This is a genomic window from Amycolatopsis sp. NPDC051071 (genome assembly GCF_040682875.1).
Taxonomy (GTDB): domain Bacteria; phylum Actinomycetota; class Actinomycetes; order Mycobacteriales; family Pseudonocardiaceae; genus Amycolatopsis.
Map to the genome: position 1 here is coordinate 1 of NZ_JBFBBY010000146.1, position 17873 is coordinate 17873.

Annotated in this window: 20 protein-coding genes; 9 read left to right on the forward strand and 11 right to left on the reverse strand. The window is 68.7% G+C overall.

Features of this window, described 5'->3' with window-relative positions; genetic code table 11:
* Positions 1–188 precede the first annotated feature (188 nt).
* Genes AB0M65_RS32440 through AB0M65_RS32455 form a run of 4 tightly spaced genes read left to right on the forward strand, consistent with a single transcriptional unit; the run spans position 189 to position 2349 of the window.
* Complete coding sequence (locus tag AB0M65_RS32440) at positions 189–1331, forward strand: Xaa-Pro peptidase family protein (RefSeq protein ID WP_364036255.1); 1143 nt, start codon at positions 189–191, stop codon at positions 1329–1331.
* Positions 1328–1780, forward strand: coding sequence for an Lrp/AsnC family transcriptional regulator (locus tag AB0M65_RS32445; protein ID WP_364036258.1), 453 nt, complete (start codon positions 1328–1330; stop codon positions 1778–1780). Before AB0M65_RS32440 ends, AB0M65_RS32445 begins: the two co-directional genes overlap by 4 nt.
* Before the next feature lie 55 nt (positions 1781–1835).
* Complete coding sequence (locus AB0M65_RS32450; RefSeq protein ID WP_364036261.1) at positions 1836–2063, forward strand: hypothetical protein; 228 nt, start codon at positions 1836–1838, stop codon at positions 2061–2063.
* A complete protein-coding gene (locus tag AB0M65_RS32455) occupies positions 2050–2349 on the forward strand; it encodes a hypothetical protein (RefSeq protein ID WP_005150941.1) in 300 nt (99 codons plus the stop codon). The genes AB0M65_RS32450 and AB0M65_RS32455 overlap by 14 nt, the downstream gene beginning before the upstream one ends.
* Here the strand turns inward: AB0M65_RS32455 and AB0M65_RS32460 are convergent.
* From AB0M65_RS32460 to AB0M65_RS32480, 5 genes are all read right to left on the reverse strand, one after another.
* A complete protein-coding gene (locus tag AB0M65_RS32460; RefSeq protein WP_364036265.1) occupies positions 2346–3419 on the reverse strand; it encodes a GDSL-type esterase/lipase family protein in 1074 nt (357 codons plus the stop codon). The two genes, AB0M65_RS32455 and AB0M65_RS32460, sit on opposite strands and share 4 nt — an antisense overlap.
* A 200-nt stretch (positions 3420–3619) precedes the next feature.
* The gene (locus tag AB0M65_RS32465) at positions 3620–4144 is read right to left on the reverse strand and encodes a hypothetical protein (protein ID WP_364036268.1); all 525 of its coding nucleotides are present in this window, start codon (positions 4142–4144) and stop codon (positions 3620–3622) included.
* Positions 4145–4191: 47 nt separating this feature from the next.
* Positions 4192–5487: a M20/M25/M40 family metallo-hydrolase gene (locus tag AB0M65_RS32470; RefSeq protein ID WP_364036271.1), complete on the reverse strand. Its 1296-nt coding sequence runs from the start codon at positions 5485–5487 to the stop codon at positions 4192–4194.
* Positions 5480–6307, reverse strand: coding sequence for a M55 family metallopeptidase (locus AB0M65_RS32475; RefSeq protein ID WP_364036274.1), 828 nt, complete (start codon positions 6305–6307; stop codon positions 5480–5482). The genes AB0M65_RS32470 and AB0M65_RS32475 overlap by 8 nt, the downstream gene beginning before the upstream one ends.
* A gap of 42 nt (positions 6308–6349) precedes the next feature.
* Positions 6350–6958 (reverse strand): hypothetical protein, encoded by a 609-nt coding sequence (locus tag AB0M65_RS32480; protein WP_364036277.1) that lies wholly within the window; start codon positions 6956–6958, stop codon positions 6350–6352.
* A 316-nt stretch (positions 6959–7274) separates the two neighbouring features.
* On the opposite strand from AB0M65_RS32480, the gene abc-f reads away from it, so the two are divergent.
* Entirely contained in the window at positions 7275–8903 is a 1629-nt protein-coding gene (gene abc-f, locus AB0M65_RS32485) for a ribosomal protection-like ABC-F family protein (protein WP_364036280.1), read from the forward strand.
* Positions 8904–8921: 18 nt separating this feature from the next.
* Here the strand turns inward: abc-f and AB0M65_RS32490 are convergent, their stop codons facing one another.
* Positions 8922–10187, reverse strand: coding sequence for a family 1 glycosylhydrolase (locus AB0M65_RS32490; protein ID WP_364036283.1), 1266 nt, complete (start codon positions 10185–10187; stop codon positions 8922–8924).
* A 190-nt stretch (positions 10188–10377) separates the two neighbouring features.
* On the opposite strand from AB0M65_RS32490, the gene AB0M65_RS32495 reads away from it, so the two are divergent.
* A complete protein-coding gene (locus AB0M65_RS32495) occupies positions 10378–11223 on the forward strand; it encodes an LLM class flavin-dependent oxidoreductase (RefSeq protein WP_364036286.1) in 846 nt (281 codons plus the stop codon).
* Positions 11224–11556: 333 nt separating this feature from the next.
* Positions 11557–12147, forward strand: coding sequence for a CGNR zinc finger domain-containing protein (locus AB0M65_RS32500; protein WP_364036289.1), 591 nt, complete (start codon positions 11557–11559; stop codon positions 12145–12147).
* Between the two features lie 182 nt (positions 12148–12329).
* On the opposite strand, the gene sigJ is transcribed toward AB0M65_RS32500, so the two are convergent.
* The 3 genes from sigJ to AB0M65_RS32515 all read right to left on the reverse strand — a co-directional run bounded on the left by sigJ (position 12330) and on the right by AB0M65_RS32515 (position 15515).
* Positions 12330–13217: an RNA polymerase sigma factor SigJ gene (sigJ, locus tag AB0M65_RS32505; protein WP_364036292.1), complete on the reverse strand. Its 888-nt coding sequence runs from the start codon at positions 13215–13217 to the stop codon at positions 12330–12332.
* Positions 13218–13299: 82 nt separating this feature from the next.
* Positions 13300–14337: a (4Fe-4S)-binding protein gene (locus AB0M65_RS32510; protein WP_364036295.1), complete on the reverse strand. Its 1038-nt coding sequence runs from the start codon at positions 14335–14337 to the stop codon at positions 13300–13302.
* Positions 14334–15515, reverse strand: coding sequence for a thiolase family protein (locus AB0M65_RS32515; protein WP_364036298.1), 1182 nt, complete (start codon positions 15513–15515; stop codon positions 14334–14336). Before AB0M65_RS32515 ends, AB0M65_RS32510 begins: the two co-directional genes overlap by 4 nt.
* A 90-nt stretch (positions 15516–15605) precedes the next feature.
* Between AB0M65_RS32515 and AB0M65_RS32520 the strand changes: the two genes are divergently transcribed.
* Entirely contained in the window at positions 15606–16043 is a 438-nt protein-coding gene (locus AB0M65_RS32520) for a helix-turn-helix domain-containing protein (RefSeq protein ID WP_364036301.1), read from the forward strand.
* 73 nt (positions 16044–16116) lie between these two features.
* Here AB0M65_RS32520 and AB0M65_RS32525 read toward each other — a convergent pair whose 3' ends face one another.
* Together AB0M65_RS32525 and AB0M65_RS32530 are read right to left on the reverse strand one after the other, a co-directional pair.
* Positions 16117–16695, reverse strand: a complete 579-nt coding sequence (locus AB0M65_RS32525; protein ID WP_364036304.1) for a DUF2867 domain-containing protein — start codon at positions 16693–16695, stop codon at positions 16117–16119.
* A complete protein-coding gene (locus AB0M65_RS32530) occupies positions 16692–16958 on the reverse strand; it encodes an antibiotic biosynthesis monooxygenase (RefSeq protein WP_364036307.1) in 267 nt (88 codons plus the stop codon). Before AB0M65_RS32530 ends, AB0M65_RS32525 begins: the two co-directional genes overlap by 4 nt.
* A gap of 92 nt (positions 16959–17050) precedes the next feature.
* Here AB0M65_RS32530 and AB0M65_RS32535 point away from each other — a divergent pair, with 92 nt between their 5' ends.
* Positions 17051–17602 (forward strand): helix-turn-helix domain-containing protein, encoded by a 552-nt coding sequence (locus tag AB0M65_RS32535; protein WP_364036310.1) that lies wholly within the window; start codon positions 17051–17053, stop codon positions 17600–17602.
* Positions 17603–17873 lie beyond the last annotated feature (271 nt).

Consider the following 17873-nt stretch of genomic DNA (forward strand, 5'->3'; position numbering starts at 1 on the left):
CCCCGGACCGACTAGGGCGTGTCTGGCAAATCTCGTTCGTGGTCTTCGCGCCCAGGTGGTTCCTGGCGGCGCGGGCCCTTCGACCGAGTACGACCCGGTACGAGGACGAAGGGCCCACACCACCAGGAACCACCTGGATCACGAACCCCATCGAACAGATTTGCCAGACACGCCCTAGGCTCGCCACCATGTCGCGCCGTTCCCTGCACAACCCAGCCCCCGACGCCGCCGGCCTCCGCGCCCGCCTCGACCGGGCCCGCGCCGCGGCGGCCGCCGCCGGTACCGACGCACTGCTGATCGCGCCCGGTTCGGACCTGCGCTACCTCATCGGCCAGGCCGGAGGCTCCTTCGAACGGCTGACCACGCTGGTGATCCCGGCCGACGGCGTCCCGGCACTGGTGGTGCCGAAGCTGGAAGCACCCGGCTACGCCGACGTGCCGGCCGACGAACTCGGCATCGAGGTCGTCACCTGGGTCGACGGCGACAACGCCTATGAACTCGTCGCCGACCGGCTCGGCAAACCCGGCCGGGTCGCGGTCAGCGACTTCACCCCGGCCCTGCACGTGCTCGCGTTCCGCGGCGCGCTCGGGGACGCCGAGCAGACGCTGGCCGGGCCGATCGTGCGCGAGCTGCGGATGCGCAAGGACGCCGCCGAGATCAAGGCACTGCGCGACGCCGGCGCGGCCATCGACCGCGTCCACGCGCGGGTGCACGAATGGCTGCGGCCGGGCCGTACCGAGGCCGAGGTCGGCGCGGACATCACCGCGGCGATCGTCGAAGAGGGCCACACGCACGCGGACTTCGTGATCGTCGGCTCCGGCCCGAACGGCGCGAGCCCGCACCATGACGTCTCCGAGCGCGTGATCGAGCGAGGTGACGTCGTCGTGGTCGACATCGGCGGCCCGATCGCCGAGGGCTACAACTCCGACTCCACCCGCACCTACGCGGTCGGCGAGCCGCGTGACGCCGACGTCGCCGAGACCTACGCCGTCCTGCAGCGTGCCCAGCGCACCGCAGTCGAGGCCGTCCGCCCCGGCGTCACCGCCGAAGCGATCGACGCCGCCGCGCGCGACATCATCGACGAAGCCGGGTTCGGCGAGTTCTTCATCCACCGCACCGGCCACGGCATCGGCCTCGACGTGCACGAGGAGCCCTACATCATCAAGGGCAACGCGCTGCCGCTCGAACCGGGTATGGCCTTCAGCGTCGAGCCAGGCATCTACCAGCCGAACCGCTGGGGTGCTCGGATCGAAGACATCGTCGTGGTCACCGAGGACGGCGTCGAGTCGGTCAACCAACGCCCGCACGACCTGATCGTGCTCGACGCATGACCGGTGGTCTGGAGCCCCTCGATCAGTCCATCGTGCAGGAACTGGCGGCGGACGGGCGACGCAGTTTCACCGATCTGGCCGAGCGGGTCGGGCTTTCGGTGTCGGCCGTGCACCAGCGGGTGCGGCGGCTGGAGCAGCGCGGCGTGATCCTCGGGTACACCGCGCGGCTCGACGGCGAGCAGATCGGCCTCCCGCTCACGGCGCTGATCTCGCTGACCCCGAACGACCCGGCCGCGCCGGACGACTATCCGCAGCGCCTGGAGCACATCAAGGAGATCGAGTCCTGCTACTCGGTCGCCGGGGACGAGTCGTACATCCTCCTGGTCCGGGTGGCGTCGCCGCTCGGTTTGGAAGACCTGCTCCGCCGGATCCGCGAGTCCGCCAAGGTGTCCACGCGGACCACGGTGGTGCTGTCGACGCCGTTCGAAGGACGCTCGCCGACGCTGTGACCAGTGCTTTCCCGAAGAGCGGGTGGGCTTGCGCGGCGCTGGTACGATAAAAGGTATGGCAACACGTAAGGTCACACTCTCACTCGACAGTGGTGCGCTCGAGTTCGCCGAGCGGGCCGCCAAGGCACACGGGATCTCGGTCTCGTCGTGGTTGTCCAAGGCGGCCAGGAGGGAAGCCGTCCGCACCGGATACACGCCGCAGCGCGCGCCGGTCGAACCGTCCGCCGTAGCGGACGAGACCGAGCTGACCGCCGCGGAGAAGGATCTGCGTGCACAGGGGTGAAGTCTGGACGTACCACCCCCCGACCGAACCGGCACGGCAGCGCACCGTGGTGCTGCTGTCCTCGGACGGGGTTAACGAGTCCGAGCGGCCGTGGCTGCTCGGCACCGAACTACTGGACCGTGATCCACAGGACATCCTCGGTGTCGCCGTCGACGCGCGCTACTGGGTCTCCACGCTGAACCTCACGCGCCTGTACCGGCCGTGGTTCGACGAGAAGATCGCGGAGATCGACCAAGAGGTGCAGGAGCGCATCGACATCGCGTTGCGCGCGGCGCTGGATCTCTAGCGGGCGATGACTTCGGGCGCGGCGTGCAGTTTGCCGTCGGGCCCGGAAAGGCATGAGGCGTTGCCGCCGCGTGCGGCGAGGAACTCGTTGAGGCAGTTCGCGACCTGTGTGTGCCCCGCCGCGTTGGGATGGAACGACTCTTGAAGGGCGTGAGTCGCCCGGTCCACCTGGCCGAGGTCACGCAGCTGCAGTGTCAGCCTGCTGAACCACTCCGCCGTCGGGTCGCTGGTGCAGGCCTCACGGCCGGTGCCCGCCCGGGACAGGTCGAGGAACCGTGCGCTTGTCGCGCGCGAAGCCTGTTTGAGGCCGTCCGCGAGCACGGAGACGCCGTCGCGTCCCATCCACTCCAGATCCTCGGTGCGGAACGGGCATCCGTTGAGGCTGCGCAACGCTTCCGGGATTTTCGGGCCGACAGGGGAGGCGTAGGACATCAGCACGAGCTGGTAATCCGCCGGGATGTAGCCCGCCTGCGCCAGCACCTTTTTGACGTCGGCGACGGCGTTGGTCACTTTCGGCACCATCGCGTCCACTTTGGACTTCCAGGTGGTGCGAAGTGCTTCACTGCACGGCGGATTCTGCGGTGAGAACCATGCCTTGAAGCACTCGTTGACCTGAGCGGAGAACTTCGGCTCGTCGTTCGCGCCGACGGCGATCACCACCGCGGCCACCCGGTGGTCCTTGATCAGGTTCGCCAGCTGCTGGGCCTGCGACGGCTCGGTCCACTGTTTGGCCTCACCGAGCGCGATCTGCTCCGACGGCGCCCCGGAACACGCCAGGTTCACGCGTGCGGTGACGTCCGGGATCTTGATCTGCTCGACGAACGCGTTGGGGGAGCGGTGGCACCAGTTGCCGCCCTGCCCGTTGGTCGTGGGCGTGTAGTCGCCCGCGCCCTCGCCGGAGACGGTGCTGTCGCCGATGGAGACGACCGTCAGCGGCCCCGTTCCCGGCGGGCCTTGACGCGGGACCGGTTGCCCGGGGCGGCTTTCCGACCCGAAGAAGGCAAAGGACCCGACCAGTACCACCACGAACGTGAGCGCGAGTGCACCCCACCACCATCGGAAACGTCGCATCGTCACCGGATTCTACGGACACCGGACCCGACCGGGTGATCACGTGGGTGTGACGAGCGCGATGTCCGGCCGTACCGGACATCCGGTCTTGGGCCAGCCCGCTTCCGTCAGGTCCGTTCCGACACGATGCCGAGCACTCCGGCCAGCGGCACGAACACCACGCCGCCTGCTGGAGGGGTGGGCGGCCAACTTGGTCGTGACTATTTGTCGTAGTCGAGCCAGCCGCAGACGTAGTAGCTCCGGTCCTCGTTCTTTTCGACGTTCCACGAGTAGGTCACGTCGCCCGCCATCCGGCCGGTACGTGCGTTCCGCTGGGTGATCTTGGCCTGCACGGTCACGTACTCCACGCCGTCCGGGATCGAGTAGGGCAGCATCTCCCAGCGCTCGACGTAGAAGCCGTGGAGTTCGAAGCCGAGCAACGTCTCGCGCAGCCGCGGACAGGTTCCGCTACGCAGCGCCATCATGTCTCGATTCGCCAGCCCGTTCATGTAGACCTGGAACACCCGGTCGATAGCCGCGGGTTCGAGTAAGGGAGCCGGTGGCGTGGTGCTGGCAGGCGTGGGAGTCGGCGTCACGGTAAGGGTCTCGGTCTGGACCGACGGAGCGCTGGACGCCGGTTCGTCGGCCTGGGGGCGCGCTGGAAGGTGGCCCCGACACGCCGACAAGGCGATGCCGAGGCCGAGCAGGAGCGCGCCCAGCCGGACGCGCGAAGTCACGGTCTTCACCCGGCGGACGCTAGGCGCCGCTCATGAAATTCGGATGAAGCGTGAGTTCAGCAGTTCTCCAGGAAGTGCCGCAGCACCCGGGTGCCGAACCGCAGGCCTTCGACCGGGACACGCTCGTCGACGCCGTGTGCCATGGCCCGATAGGGGAAGCCCTCCGGAAGCCACAACGGCGCGAAGCCGTAGCAGTCGATACCGAGCGGGCTGAACGCCTTCGCGTCCGTCCCGCCGCCCATGCAATAGGGCACCACGACCGCTTCGGGATCCTCCGACCGAAGCGCCTCCGCCATCGAGTCGAACCACGGCGAATCCACCGGCGACTGCACCGGCGGCTGGTGGGCGACGAATTCGCGGGTGACGCCCTCGCCGAGCATCGCGTCGAGTTCGGCGAACAGCTCCGGTTCGGCCCCGGGCAGCACCCGGACGTCCACCTGGGCCTCCGCCGAACTCGGGATGACGTTCACCTTGTAGCCGGCGTCCAGCATGGTCGGCGTCGTGCTGTTGCGGACGGTCGGCACCACCAGCGCGCCGGCCGGGCCGAGCCGCGCGATCGTTCCGTCCACATCGGACAGATCGACCGGAACGCCGAGTGCCTCCCCGGTGCGCTCCAGAAACGCTTGCACCGTCGGCGTCAGCCGGACCGGCCAGCGGTGCGCGGCGATCCTGCCGAGCGCGGTGACCAGCCGGGTGACCGCGTTTTCGTCGTTGGGCCGCGAGCCGTGCCCGGCACGGCCCTTGGCGGTCAGCCGCAGATGGGCGGTGCCGCGTTCGGCGGTCGCCACCGGATAGAGCCGCACGGTCCGGCCGTCGGCGGCGGGGACGTGATAGCTGTACGCGCCCGACTCGCTGATCGCGGCACCACAACCGTCGAACAGGGACCGGTGCGTGGCAGCGAGCCAGTGCGCGCCGTAATCGCCCTTGTCCTCCTCGTCGGCCACGAACGCCAGGACGATGTCCCGTCGCGGCCGGACCCCGGTGGAGAGGGCGGCGAGGACCATCGCGCAGAAGTCCTTCATGTCCACCGCGCCGCGGCCCCAGAGGAATCCGTCGCGGACCTCGCCCGAGAACGGGTCCACCGACCAGTCGGCGGCGTCGGCGGGCACGACGTCGAGATGGCCCTGTACGAGCAGGGCGGGCAGGTTCGGGTCGGTACCGGGGACCCGCGCGATCACGTTCGCGCGCCGGGGCGCGGACTCGATGATCTTCGAGTCGACCCCGATCTCCGAAAGCAGCGACGCGACGTACTCGGCCGCCTCGCGCTCGCCCTCGGAATCCCCGTTGCCCCGGTTCGTGGTGTCGAACCGGATCAACCGCGAACAAACGTTCACTACATCCAACTCAGCCATAGATCCCTTGCACCGCCCCGGCCGCGATCGCCGTCACGATCTTGAACGCCTTCATGGTTTCCGTCATGTCCGCCGCGTCGAAGCCGACCCGGCGCACGCCGATCTGTTCCACCGTCGGGATGACCGCGGCGGCCTGCGCGAGATGGCTCGCGTCGAACTCGACCTCGATCCGGTGCGCGGTGGTGTACCGCTCGACCCGGCCGGCCCGGTTCATCGAGTCCGCCGCGGCCGACGACAGCAGCTCCGCCGTCCTCGCGGGCGGGAGGCAGATCGCGGCGTAGCGGCTGACGCATTCCTTCACCGTGACCAGTTCGGCCTCCGGCGCGTAGTCCTGGGCGTCGTCGCAAGCCTTGTCGTCACCCGACACGACCAGCACCGGGACGCCGTATTCGGCGGCCATGGCGGCGTTGAGCCTGCCTTCGCTGGCCGGGACGTCGTCGAGCCACACCCCGGTGATCTGGTTCTCCAGGTAGGTGTGGGAGAGGACGCCGTCGAAGCCGGCACCGGCGTGGTAGCCGAGGAAGACGACACCTTCCACGCCGGTTTCGATGCCCTGCATCATCGAGAGCGGCTTGTGCCTGCCGGTGAGCATCCGCGCGCGGCCGTCGAGGTCCTCCAGCAGGAGGTTCCGCTGCGACGAATGTGCCTCGTTGACCAGTACGTCGGTGGCACCCGCGTCGAACAGGCCGGCGATGGTCGCGTTGACGTCGCCGGTGAACAGGCGCCGGAACCGTTGCCACTGCTCGGTACCGGGGATGACGTCCTCGGTCCAGGTGACGCCGGTGGCGCCCTCCATATCCGCCGAGATCATGATGCGCATGCCGGGCACACTAGCCGAGGTGCTTTGCCCTCGCCCCCGGAATCAGGGCCACGAACCGGAACGCGGGTAGACCGCCCACGCGCGCTCCCAGGCGGCGGCGCGGCGCCGGTCCAGGACCAGCCGGACGGCGCGATGCAGCACGACGAACCCGCCCACCACCGCGAACCAGAGCCAGAACCCCACGAGCACGGAATCGAATACGGCCGTCGACGCGGTCTTCGGGGCGGGGGTGAGTTCGCCACGGGCGTCGAGCCAGACCGGGACGGCCGATCCGGCGGGACTGCCCGGGGTGGCGAGGACGGCGCCGGTGTGCCGGGCGCCGCGTGCGTCGGTCCAGGCCGCTTCGGTGGTGGCGTCGTCGGTCCCGGTGCCCTCGCTGTCGACGATCCGGATGGGTGCGGCCTTGAGCAGGTACGCGGTGGCGGCCTGACGTCCGGCCGTGTCGGCGGCGGCCTCGGCCACCTGCCTGCCGTGGTTGGCCGAACCGACGGCGGCCGCGACGGGGATGGCGAGCAGGGCGGCGAGGATGACGATTTTCAGGAGAAGGGCCTCGAAGCGGTCGGACCCGCGGGCGAGCGAGTTGCCGCCGGGGAAGAGCCGCCGCCGGAACCGGGCGATCGGACCGCTGAACCCGTGCACGAGGAACCCCATTCCCTCCGAACCGCGAAAACCTCCAGTGCTGATTCTCGGTCACCGGGGCGCCGATGTCGCGGTATGGGGACACAGAACACTCTGTGAACCCGTACACAACCTTTAATTCGTTTTGCCCGTCCGTGATCCGCGGCTACGGTTGTCGCCATGGGGTTCTTCTTTTACCTGTGATTCTCGTCTTCGACGCGGCCCTGGCGTAGAGCCTTCGCTCCGCCGGGCCGCGTCCTTCCGCGTGCGCTCTCTTCTTCCTTCGCCGTGCGTGGAATCCCCCTGCCCGATCGCGATCGGCCGTGCCGAGAATCAGGAGGACGCCCCTATGCGTACCCCGCATCGGAATCCCGGAACACAACTCGTGCTCTCCGGTGTCACCAAACGTTTCGACGACCATGTCGTGTTCGACCAGGTCGGTTTCACCGTCAAACCGGGGGAGAAGGCAGGCGTCATCGGCGACAACGGCGCGGGCAAGTCCACGCTGCTGCGCCTCATCGCCGGGCGCGACACGGCGGACAACGGCACGGTGACCGTCACCGCGCCCGGTGGCATCGGCTACCTCCCGCAGACGCTGGAGCTGCCCGGCACCGCCACCGTCGGGGACGCGATCGACCTCGCGTTGGCCGACCTCCGGGAGCTGGAATCCCGGATGAGGGCGGCCGAGGCGTCGCTTGAGACAGCCGAAGACCTGGCCGTATACGGCGACCTCATGACCGCCTACGAAGCTCGCGGTGGTTACGAGGCCGACGCCAGGGTCGAGGTCGCCTTGCACGGACTCGGGCAGCCGGGTCTCGACCGCGGTCGTGCGCTGGGCAGCCTGTCCGGCGGGCAGCGGTCCCGGCTGGTGCTGGCCGCCACCCTGGCCGCGTCGCCGGAACTGCTCCTGCTGGACGAGCCCACCAACGATCTCGACGACGAAGCCGTCGCCTGGCTGGAGAACCACCTCCGCGGGCATCGCGGCAGGATCGTCGCGATCACCCACGACCGCATGTTCCTCAGCCGGGTCACCACCACCATCCTCGAAGTCGACGCCGACCGCCGGACCGTGCACCGGCACGGCGACGGCTACTCGGGGTACCTCGCGGCGAAGGAGGCCGCGCGGGTCCGCTGGGAACGGGAATACGAGGGCTGGAAGCTGGAAAAGGCTCGTCACGAGGCACTGGCGGACGTCAACATCGACCGGTTTTCGGCCATCCCGCGCAAGGCGCCTGCCGCCTTCAGCGGGGCGGGTGCCTTCCGGGCCCGGTCCCGTTCGCACGGGGCGATGAGCCGGATCAGGTCGGCCCGCGAGCGGATCCAGCGGCTCGAAGCCGATCCAGTTCCGGTTCCGCCTGCCCCACTCCGGTTCACCGCGCGGATACCCGCGGGGGAGGCGGAGGGGGATCGGCACGTGGTGAAGGTGGACAACGTGTCGGTGTCCGGGCGGCTGCTGCCGACGTCGCTCAGCGTGCTGCCGGGGGAACGGGTGCTGGTGACCGGGCCCAACGGGGCGGGCAAGACCACCCTTATGCGGGTGCTCGCCGGTGAACTGGCTCCGTCGACGGGATCGGCGGACCGGGCGGGCCGGATTGGTTTCCTGCACCAGAACGGTGGCCTCGCGGATGACACGCGGAGCGTGCTGACGGTGTTCGCGGCGGACGGCGACGAGGAGGAGCCCGCCGAGCGCTTGCTTTCGCTGGGTTTGTTCCGGGCGGAGGACCTGCGTAAGCCCGTCCGGGAGCTGTCGGTCGGGCAGCGGCGCAGACTGGAACTGGCCAGGCTGGTGACGGCCAGTACCGACCTGCTGCTGCTGGACGAGCCGACCAATCACCTCGCCCCGGACCTCGTGGAGGAGATGGAACAGGCACTCGCGGAGTACACCGGCGCGCTCGTCGTCGTCACGCACGACCGGCGGATGCGGCGGACGTTCGATGGCAGGCGACTCGAACTGGCGCCGGAACCGGTCGCCGTCTGAAGTGTCGCTTGTGGACGGTCACCGCAGCGGTGCGAGCGGTCCGTCCACCTTGGCCGGGTTGAGGCAGCTGTTCAGCCCGTCGACGAGTGAGCAGATCCCCGGCCCGCGGTTGAGCCGGTAGCCCCGCGGTACGCCACCCGACGTCACCAGATCCTGGTACGCGGGGACGGCGTCCGTGGGGCGCCGGGTCAGCGTGGGATCGGTGAGGACGTCCACTGTGTACAGTCCGAACCTGGCCCGGTAGCTGCCCCATTCGTAGTTGTCGGTGAGGCTCCAGTAGTTGTAGCCGATGAGGTTCATGCCGTCGGCTTTCGCCCGCTGGAGCCAGTACACGGTGTCGCGGACGTTGTCGCCGCGGGTGTAACCCGCGTCCCGCGCCTTGCCGTTGTCGGTCGCCATGCCGTTCTCGACGACGTAGAGCGGCAGGCGCGGGAACCGGTTGTGGTAGCTGCGCAGTGCGTAGTAGATGCCTTCCGGCTGGAGCTTCACGTCCCAGAACTTGTCGGTGGCGGCGGCGAACACCGTCCAGTTGCCGACGCTGAGCCCGTAGTAGTAGTCGATGCCGATGAAGTCGAGTTTGTCCTTGACCTGGTCGAGGAAGAACCAGTCGGCCATCCCGTTGACCCCGGTGATGTAGGCCTGGTTGCTGGTGACCTTCGACGTCGGGTCGATCTCGTGGATCAGGTCGTAGGCCCGCCGGTGGGCCTGGACGATGTTCGACTGCGCGGCGAAGTACCGGGTCGCGTCGAGCGCGCCGACCTTCTGCTCGTTCTTGAGGAAGATCAGCGGCTCGTTGAACGTCACCCAAAGGACGTCTTGGCCGGCGTAGCGCTGGACGATCCTCCGGCTGAACTCCAGCCACGCGTCGGCCGTTCGTGTCTCGGCCCAGCCACCCTGATCCAGCGCCCAGCCGGGATAGACCCAATGGTTGAGCGTGATCATCGGGGTCATCCCCGCCGCCCGGACCTGCCGGATCACGTCGTCGTAGAAGGCCAGCCCCGCCTCGTCCCACTGTCCTGGCGAAGGCTCGACCCGCGCCCACTCGACGCCGAAGCGGTAGGTGTTGACGCCGAGCCCGGCCGCGAGCCGGATGTCGTCGGCGTAGCGGTGTCGGAAGTCCACGGAATCGCGGTACTCGTCGACGCCGTCCTTGCCGGCCGAGCGGTCGGCGAACCGCTTCCAGTTGCTGTCGGGCGCGCTGCCCTCGGACTGGTAACCCGACGACGCGACACCCCAGTAAAAGTCCCGGGACCAGCCGTCATCCTGCGATGCGGACGCGTTCACGGCCGAAAGTGTCGCGCATAGTGAGACGGAGACCGCCAAGGCCGCCGCCCGGCGTAACCTTCCCCGGTGCTCCGGCCACTTCGTCGATCGTTCACGGCTGCTCGCGTCCCGGGCCATCTCCCGGACGCTAACGTGAGTGAACGGCGTAAACAAGCGGCCGTCCGGGGACTTCGACGATGACGTTGGGGAGATGATCGACTTGACCGGCAGCACGGTTCGCCACGCCGTCTACCTGCCGCCTTTCGGCCCGTTCGGTGAGCCCGCGGTGCTCGTCGACCTGGCCGTACGCGCCGAGGCCGCGGGGTGGGACGGTTTTTTCCTGTGGGACCACGTCGTCGCGGACACGATGCCCATCGCCGATCCGTGGACGACGCTCGGCGCGATCGCGCACGCCACGAGCAAACTCCGCTTCGGGCCGATGATCACCCCGCCCGCGCGACGCCGTCCCTGGGTGGTCGCGCGGCATGCTTCGACGATCAGCAGGCTCTCCGGGGGAAGGCTGATCCTCGGCACCGGCCTGGGTTCGGACGAATCCGGTGACTTCAGCCGATTCGGTGAACAGACCGACCTGCTGACACGGTCGGCGATGTTCGACGAAGGCCTCGACGTCATCCGGGCGATCTGGGCGGGCAAGCGGTTCGACCACGACGGCGCGCACTACCAGGTCGCGCTCGCGGAGGCGCCACCCGAGCCGTTCACGATCCCGATCTGGGTCGCCAGCTCCACCGACAACCCGCGAGTCGTCCGACGGGCGGCGCTATGCGACGGGATTTTCCCGAACCCCGAGGACCACACGCCGACCGCCGAAGAGATCGCCGACACCCACCGCGCGCTCGGCCTTGCCGAACTGAAACCGGGCCGCCCGTTCGACGTCGCCGTCGCCGGGAACGCGAGCCCCGCCTGGGAGGAACCGATCAAGGTGGACCTGCCCGCGCTGGGGCAGGCCGGGATGACGTGGTGGATGGAGTCGCTGATGCACCACGATCCGCTGGAGCTCTCGCAGAAGATCGTGGACGCCGGCCCGCCTCGGTGGTGATCGGCGTCCGGGTGGTGAGCCAGGGCGGGTCGTCTGCGCTGAACGATGGGAAGGGGACTTTGTCTCAGGTGCGGCCCGTCTCCGGTGCTCCTTGATCGCGGCACGGGGAGCGGTAGCTGTGAGGCGTCAGAGGGAGGTCGGCCCGTCCTGTCGTGGCCGGGTTCGTTCATCAGCCCGCGTTTAGTCCTCTGGTTGCGTTCTCGGGTTCGTGCGCCCCACTCTGTCCACAGTGGACTCTGGGTAGGCTTCCGTTGCTCCAAAAGACCTCACCACCCTTACGGCGACGCTGACGGTTGGTAGCGTTCTGCGAACCAGACGCCAGGGGAGGGTTCGATGCCTGACGAGCCGGACGGGGCCAACCTCGACGGCCACCACGCGATGCACCTGGAAACCGGGGTCGCGCTGATCAATGCCTTGACCGGGGAGCACGTCCACGGCAGACGGAAAGCGTCGCTTGCGGGTCACGACCTGGTGCGTGCCACCGCCGAAGCCCTCGGTGAGAACGGCCAAGTCGATCTCTTGGCCGCGGAACGGCTGCGAGATCTCGCGTCGCGGCTGCGTGAGGTCCTCGAGGCGCTGTCCCTGGGCGAGCATGACGACGCGGCGGGGTTGCTGAATCGGATGCTCGACGACAGCCGGGCCCGCCCGTACCTGCATCGTCATGGCGACCGGTCGTGGCATCTGTACTTCCACAGTCCCGAGGCGGGCCTCGTCCAGCAGTGGACGGCGGGCCTGGCGGTGTCGGTGGCCGCCGCGTTCGGCGACCACCTCCCGCATCGGGTCGGCCTTTGCGCGGCGCCGCGATGCGACCAGGTGTACATCGACGCGAGTCAGGCGCAGATCAAGCGGTTCTGCGGGCTCGCCTGCCAGAACCGGGTGAAGGCCGCCGCGTACCGGGCCCGCGGGCGCCACTCAGCTCCGTGACGGTGTCGCGTCGATGAGCCACTCGCGGCCGAACACGAGCCTGAAGACCGGTACGGGAAGCCTGGTCAGGACGCGCATCACCGGCGCGAGCCTGCCGTTTCCGTTCTGATCCCCGGCAGCACGTATGTCATGAGGGGTCCCCATAGGACGAAAAGTGTCCGATGGGGACCCCTCATGACACTTCAGCCGAGGGGCTCGAAGTCGAGGGCGGCCAGCCGCGCCGGGTCGGCGAGGATGTCGATCGCCGCGATCTTCCCGTTCACCACCGTGAACGCGAAGACGGTCCGCGGCACACCGTCCTTGGTGACGACCATCCCGGCCGCGCCGTTGACCAGCGCGGGCCGGGGCACCCCGCCGGCGCCGAGCTTCCGGAACGTAAGGGCCTGGCCCGCCACTTCGGCCGCACCTCGCACGAAGCGAGAGGCGCCCACGGGCGCGGGGCCACCTTCCGAGCGGAGCACGACGTCCGGGTCGAGCACGGAGACCAGCGCGTCGAAGTCGCCGCCCCGCGCGGCGGCGAAGAACGCGTCGACGACCTCCCGCTGACGGTTCAGGTCCGCGTCCGGGACGGTCGGCGAGCCCTGGAGACGGCGGCGCGCGCGGCTGGCGAGCTGCCTGGTCGCGGCCGACGACCGGCCGACGATCGGCGCGATCTCGTCGAAGGGCAGGGCGAACATGTCGTGCAGGACGAACGCGAGCCGCTCGGCCGGGTCCAGCGTGTCGAGAACGACCAGGAGCGCGAGCCCGACGGAGTCCGCCAGCAGCGCCTGGTGTTCCGGGTCGATCCCACCCTCACGGCCGATGATCGGGTCGGGCAGCTGCGCGCCGACCGGGTCCTCCTGCCGGGACTTGCGTGAGCGCAGCATGTCCAGGCAGATTCGGCCGACGACGGTGGTCAGCCAGCCACCGAGGTTGTCGACGGCCTCGGTATCCGACCGGCTGAGCCGCAGCCAGGCTTCCTGCACGGCGTCGTCGGCCTCGCTCAGCGAACCGAGCATCCGGTACGCCACCGCCCTCAGGTGTGTCCGGTGTCCCTCGAAGCGCCGCGCCAGCCAGTCGTGTTCGTCCACGGTCCCCATCCTTCATCACTGTCCGTCGCAACCTTGACGGACGGGGCCGTGAAGATGTGACAGCGGGGGTCTGCCTCCTCCGCTACCGCCTCGTCGGATAGCCGCCGTCGACCTCCTTGACCGGCTTGTGCGGGAACCGGCGTTCGGCGTAGTCCTTCGCCGGCGAACCCGGCCGCACGTAGAGCGTCTCCACCTTGTCCTGCAAGGGTTTCACCACCGTGCCGAGGAAACCGCGACGGTCGTCGAGGTAGGGCCCGAGGACGTCCTCGCCCGCCGGGCAGACGGCCATGCAGTACGCGGCCTTGTAGTTCGGTTTGAACGCGAGGCTCTGCCACATCGACACGTTCTCCGAGTCGCTGACCCTGGAACGGAAGTCGGCGGCGTCCTCGCTGTCGGCCACGGTCTGCGCCCAGTCGGTGAAGCCGCTCATGAACTCGCGGTAGTTGTGCGTCGAGCAGGCGAGGAAGTCGAACTCGCCGGTCTTGGAGATAGCCCCGATCGGGCAGGCCGCGACGCACAGCTTGCACTCCAGGCAAGGGTTGTAGTCGAGGGCTTCGCCGTAGGTGGACACCTCGGCGTCGAGCAGCAACGTCGCCAGCAGCACGAAGTTGCCGAACTTCGGGTGGATTACGTTGCGGTGCAGGCCCATTGCGCCGAGCCCGGCCGCGACGGCGACCGTCTTGTGCGCTACCACCCAGATCCGGCCGGGGTAGTTCTCCATCTCCATCGGGAAGGTCGCGGACGGGTTGATCACGCGGTACCCGGCGTCCTGCAACGTGCGGACGATCGTATGCCCGGCCTCGTTGATGATCTCGCCGCTCCGGTGAAACTCCTGATTGGCCACGCTGCGGGCGGGGGAGCGGACGTCGTCGCGGTTCATCCGCACCACCAAGGAGACCAGCGTCTTGGTGCCGGGTAGCGCGCGTTCGACGTGCTCCCGTTCCCCGGCCAGATCCGGATGATCGAGGGAGACCGCGGCCGCATCGTCGGCGCCCGCGGCGAGGCAGATCTCCTTCAGCCAGGCGGCGTCGATCACCGGCGACGGCTTGGCGCGAGGTTTCGCGAGCACCGCCTGTACCGAAGGATGTTCCGCGAGTTTCTTGGGAAGCTTGCCGGTCACAGCGCCTCCAGGATGGTCGCGTTGGCCTGGCCGCCGCCTTCGCACATCGCCTGCAGGCCGAAGCGGGCGCCGTGGTGGTGCAGGGCATTGACCAGCGTGCCCATCAGCCGGGTGCCGCTCGCGCCGAGCGGATGGCCCAGCGCGAGCGCGCCGCCGTGGACGTTGACCTTCGCCGGATCGGCACCGGTCTCCTGCTGCCACGCGAGCACGACGCTCGCGAACGCCTCGTTGATCTCGAACAGGTCGATGTCTTGAAGCCGCAGACCCGCCCGCCGCAACACCTTCTCGGTCGCGGGGATGACGCCGGTCAGCATGAGCAGCGGGTCGGAGCCGGTGACGGCGAAACTGTGCAGGCGGGCGCGAGGACGGAGACCGAGTCTCGCCGCGGTCTCGCTGGAGGTGATCAGCACCGCCGAGGCGCCGTCGTTGATGGGGCTGGTGTTGCCCGCGGTCACCGACCAGTCGATCTGGGGAAATCGCTCCGAGATCGCCGGGTCCTGGAACGCCGGGCGCAGTTTGGCGAGTGTTTCGAGGTCGGTGCCGGGGCGGACCGATTCGTCGGTGGACACCCGGCCGGACGGCGTCTCGATCGGCACGATCTGGCTGGCGAACCGGCCGAGTTCGTGGGCCCGCGCGGCCTTCCGGTGCGACGAGACGGCGAACGCGTCCATCGCCTCGCGGCTGAGTGACCATTTCGCGGCGATGAGTTCGGCGCTGATTCCTTGCAGTACCAGGCCTTCCGGATATCGCTCGGCGACACCGGGGCCGAGCGGGTCGGTGCCGGGCAGCACGTTGGACCACATCGGGACACGGCTCATGGACTCGACACCGCAGGCGATGACGACGTCGTACGCACCGGCCATGACGCCCTGTGCGGCGAAGTGCACGGCCTGCTGACTGCTCCCGCACTGCCTGTCGACCGTGGTCGCGGGCACGCTCTCCGGCAGCCCGGCCGCGAGCGCCGCCCAGCGGGTGACGTTCTGTGCCTGTTCGCCGACCTGGTCGACAGCGCCGCCGATGACGTCGTCGATCAGCGCGGGATCGAGTGCGTTGCGCTGGACGAGCGCGCGAAGGGTGTGGGCCAGCAACTGGACCGGATGGACCTCGTGCAGGGAACCGCCGGGTTTGCCCTTGCCGATCGGGGTACGGACGGCGTCCACGATGACCGCGTCGTGCACGGCTGCCTCCTCATGGTGAGTTGGAATCTCCAACTCACTGTGGCACCGAGTGGGTTGGAAATCAAGACTCACTGGGTTTACGCTGGTCGCATGACCGAAGCACCGAGGGACTGCTCGATCGCGAACGCGATGGAGGTGATCGGGGAGCGGTGGAGCCTGCTCGCGCTGCGCGAGGTGTTCTTCGGCGCGCGGCGGTTCGACCAGATCGTCCGCAACACCGGCGCGAGCCGCGACATCCTGACCGCCCGGCTACGCAAACTCGTCGAGGCGGGGATCCTCGAGAAACGGCTCTACGAGGAACATCCACCGCGGTACGAGTATGTCCTCACCGAGGCAGGGCGCGCGCTCAACCACGTGCTGCTGAACCTCATGGCCTGGGGTGACAGGTACGTCACCGAAGGACCGGCGCCGACAGTGTGGCGGCATTCCTGCGGGGAGGATCTCGCGCCGGAAACCGTCTGCGCGCATTGCCACGAACCGGTGCGGGAGAAGGACATGACGTTGGTGCGGAGCACGCGGCGCGCTTGAGCCGTGGCCGCCGCCGTGCTGTCGCCACGGTCGCGCGTGCCGGGTCCGCCGCCTGAGCGGACCCAGCCCGCCCTTATGAGTGAGCCTTCCAGTTCCGTTCGATCACCCGCATGAGCGCGGGATAGACGAACAGGTACCGGAACGGCTTGATGAACCCCATGTACGCCCGCCCGAACCACCCGTTGGGCCGGACCAGCACCGCCAGCTGACCGCGATACCGGCCGGGCCCGTCCTCGATCCACGCGAGGTGCAGGATCCCGTGCACCGTCCGGTTCGCCATTTCGGCGGCGAATTCGTGGTCCAGCCGGTAGATCGGCGTGAACGGCAGCCAGTCCTCGTCCTGGCCGGTCGGCGTGTCCCGGAGGTCATCGGGCAGCCTGTCCCGGACGGGCTCCACGCGGGAATCGAGCCCGGAATCTCGTTCGTCCAAGCGGAACAGTGTGCCGAGTTTCCATCGCAGCGACCACAGCGCGCGGACGACCAGCGGTGCGCCATCCGGGAAATTGCGCGACGCGAACTGTGCCACCAGCTTGGCGAAGTCGTCCGGCCCACCGGGGGTCTCCAAAGCCCAGACGTCTTCGAGATCGAAGTCCCCGGCGACTTCGTGGATCCGCCAGGACCGTGTGGTGTGGGCCGTGTTCGCGAGTTTCATGCCGACACCAGTGCGGTGATCTCACGGGGGCGTACTTCGCGTTCGTCGTAGGCGACGTCCACGTCCGCGGATCCCAAGGCCTGCATCGAGGCGGCCTGTGCCGCCTCGGATTCCCACCGCGCGATCGACACCACGGCGTCACCCGCGGCGGTCACCCAGCATTCGGCGGAGAGGCAGCCCGGCGTGTCTCGCCGGACCCGCGCGACGAAGGCGTCGTGATGGTCGGCGTGCGGGTAGTGCATGGCTACGAATCCAACGCTCATTTCGGTATTTCCTCCCAGTGCGTTCCGCCATCTATACGGTAGCGTATATATTGCTGTCGTGGTGGTGGGGTGACGAGGGATACGGTGATCACATGGCCGCTGAAACCCGGACCCCGCCAAGCGCCTGGATCGACGCGGGCCTGCGCGCGCTGGCCACCGGAGGTCCCGGCGCCGTGCGCGTCGAGGCGATCGCGAAGGCACTCGGGGTCACCAAAGGCGGCTTCTACGGGCATTTCGCCGACCGCGGCGCGCTCATCGAGGAAATGCTCGTCACCTGGGAACGAATGAGCACCGGCGAGTTGTTCGAGAGCGTCGAGCGCGGGGGCGGCGACGCCAGGGCGAAGATCCGGCGCGCGGGCATGCTCGTCAGCGACCGCCTGCTGCCGATCGACCTCGCGATTCGCGACTGGTCCCGGCGCGACCCGGCGGTCGCCGAACGTCTCCGCCGCGTCGACAACCGGCGGATGGACTACCTGCGCTCGCTCATGCGCCAGATCTTCGCCGACGAGGACGAGGTCGAAGCCCGCTGCCTGCTGGCGTTCTCACTCCTGATCGGCAAACACTTCATGGCCGCAGACCACGGCGGCCGCAGCCGCGACGAGGTCACCGAACTCGCCGGGAAACTGTTGCTCTCCGACTCGTGAGTGGACCCCTCTCGGCAATTTTCAGGGCTCGCGCAGGTCCGGCCCACCTGCCTGCGGGGTGCTCGTGATGTCTTGAAGGCCCCCTTTCAGACGTTCAACGTCTCAAAGGGGGCCTTCAGGACATTCAGGGTCGCCGCTGTGGTCCCAGGTGCACCAGCAGGCACAGTGGTCGCGCGTGAAGGACTCCTTCCCTCGGCTCAGCCGAGGAAACTCGACCTTCACACCTTCCCAAGTACATGAAGGCCCCCTTCCTGTACTTAGGCGCAAGGAG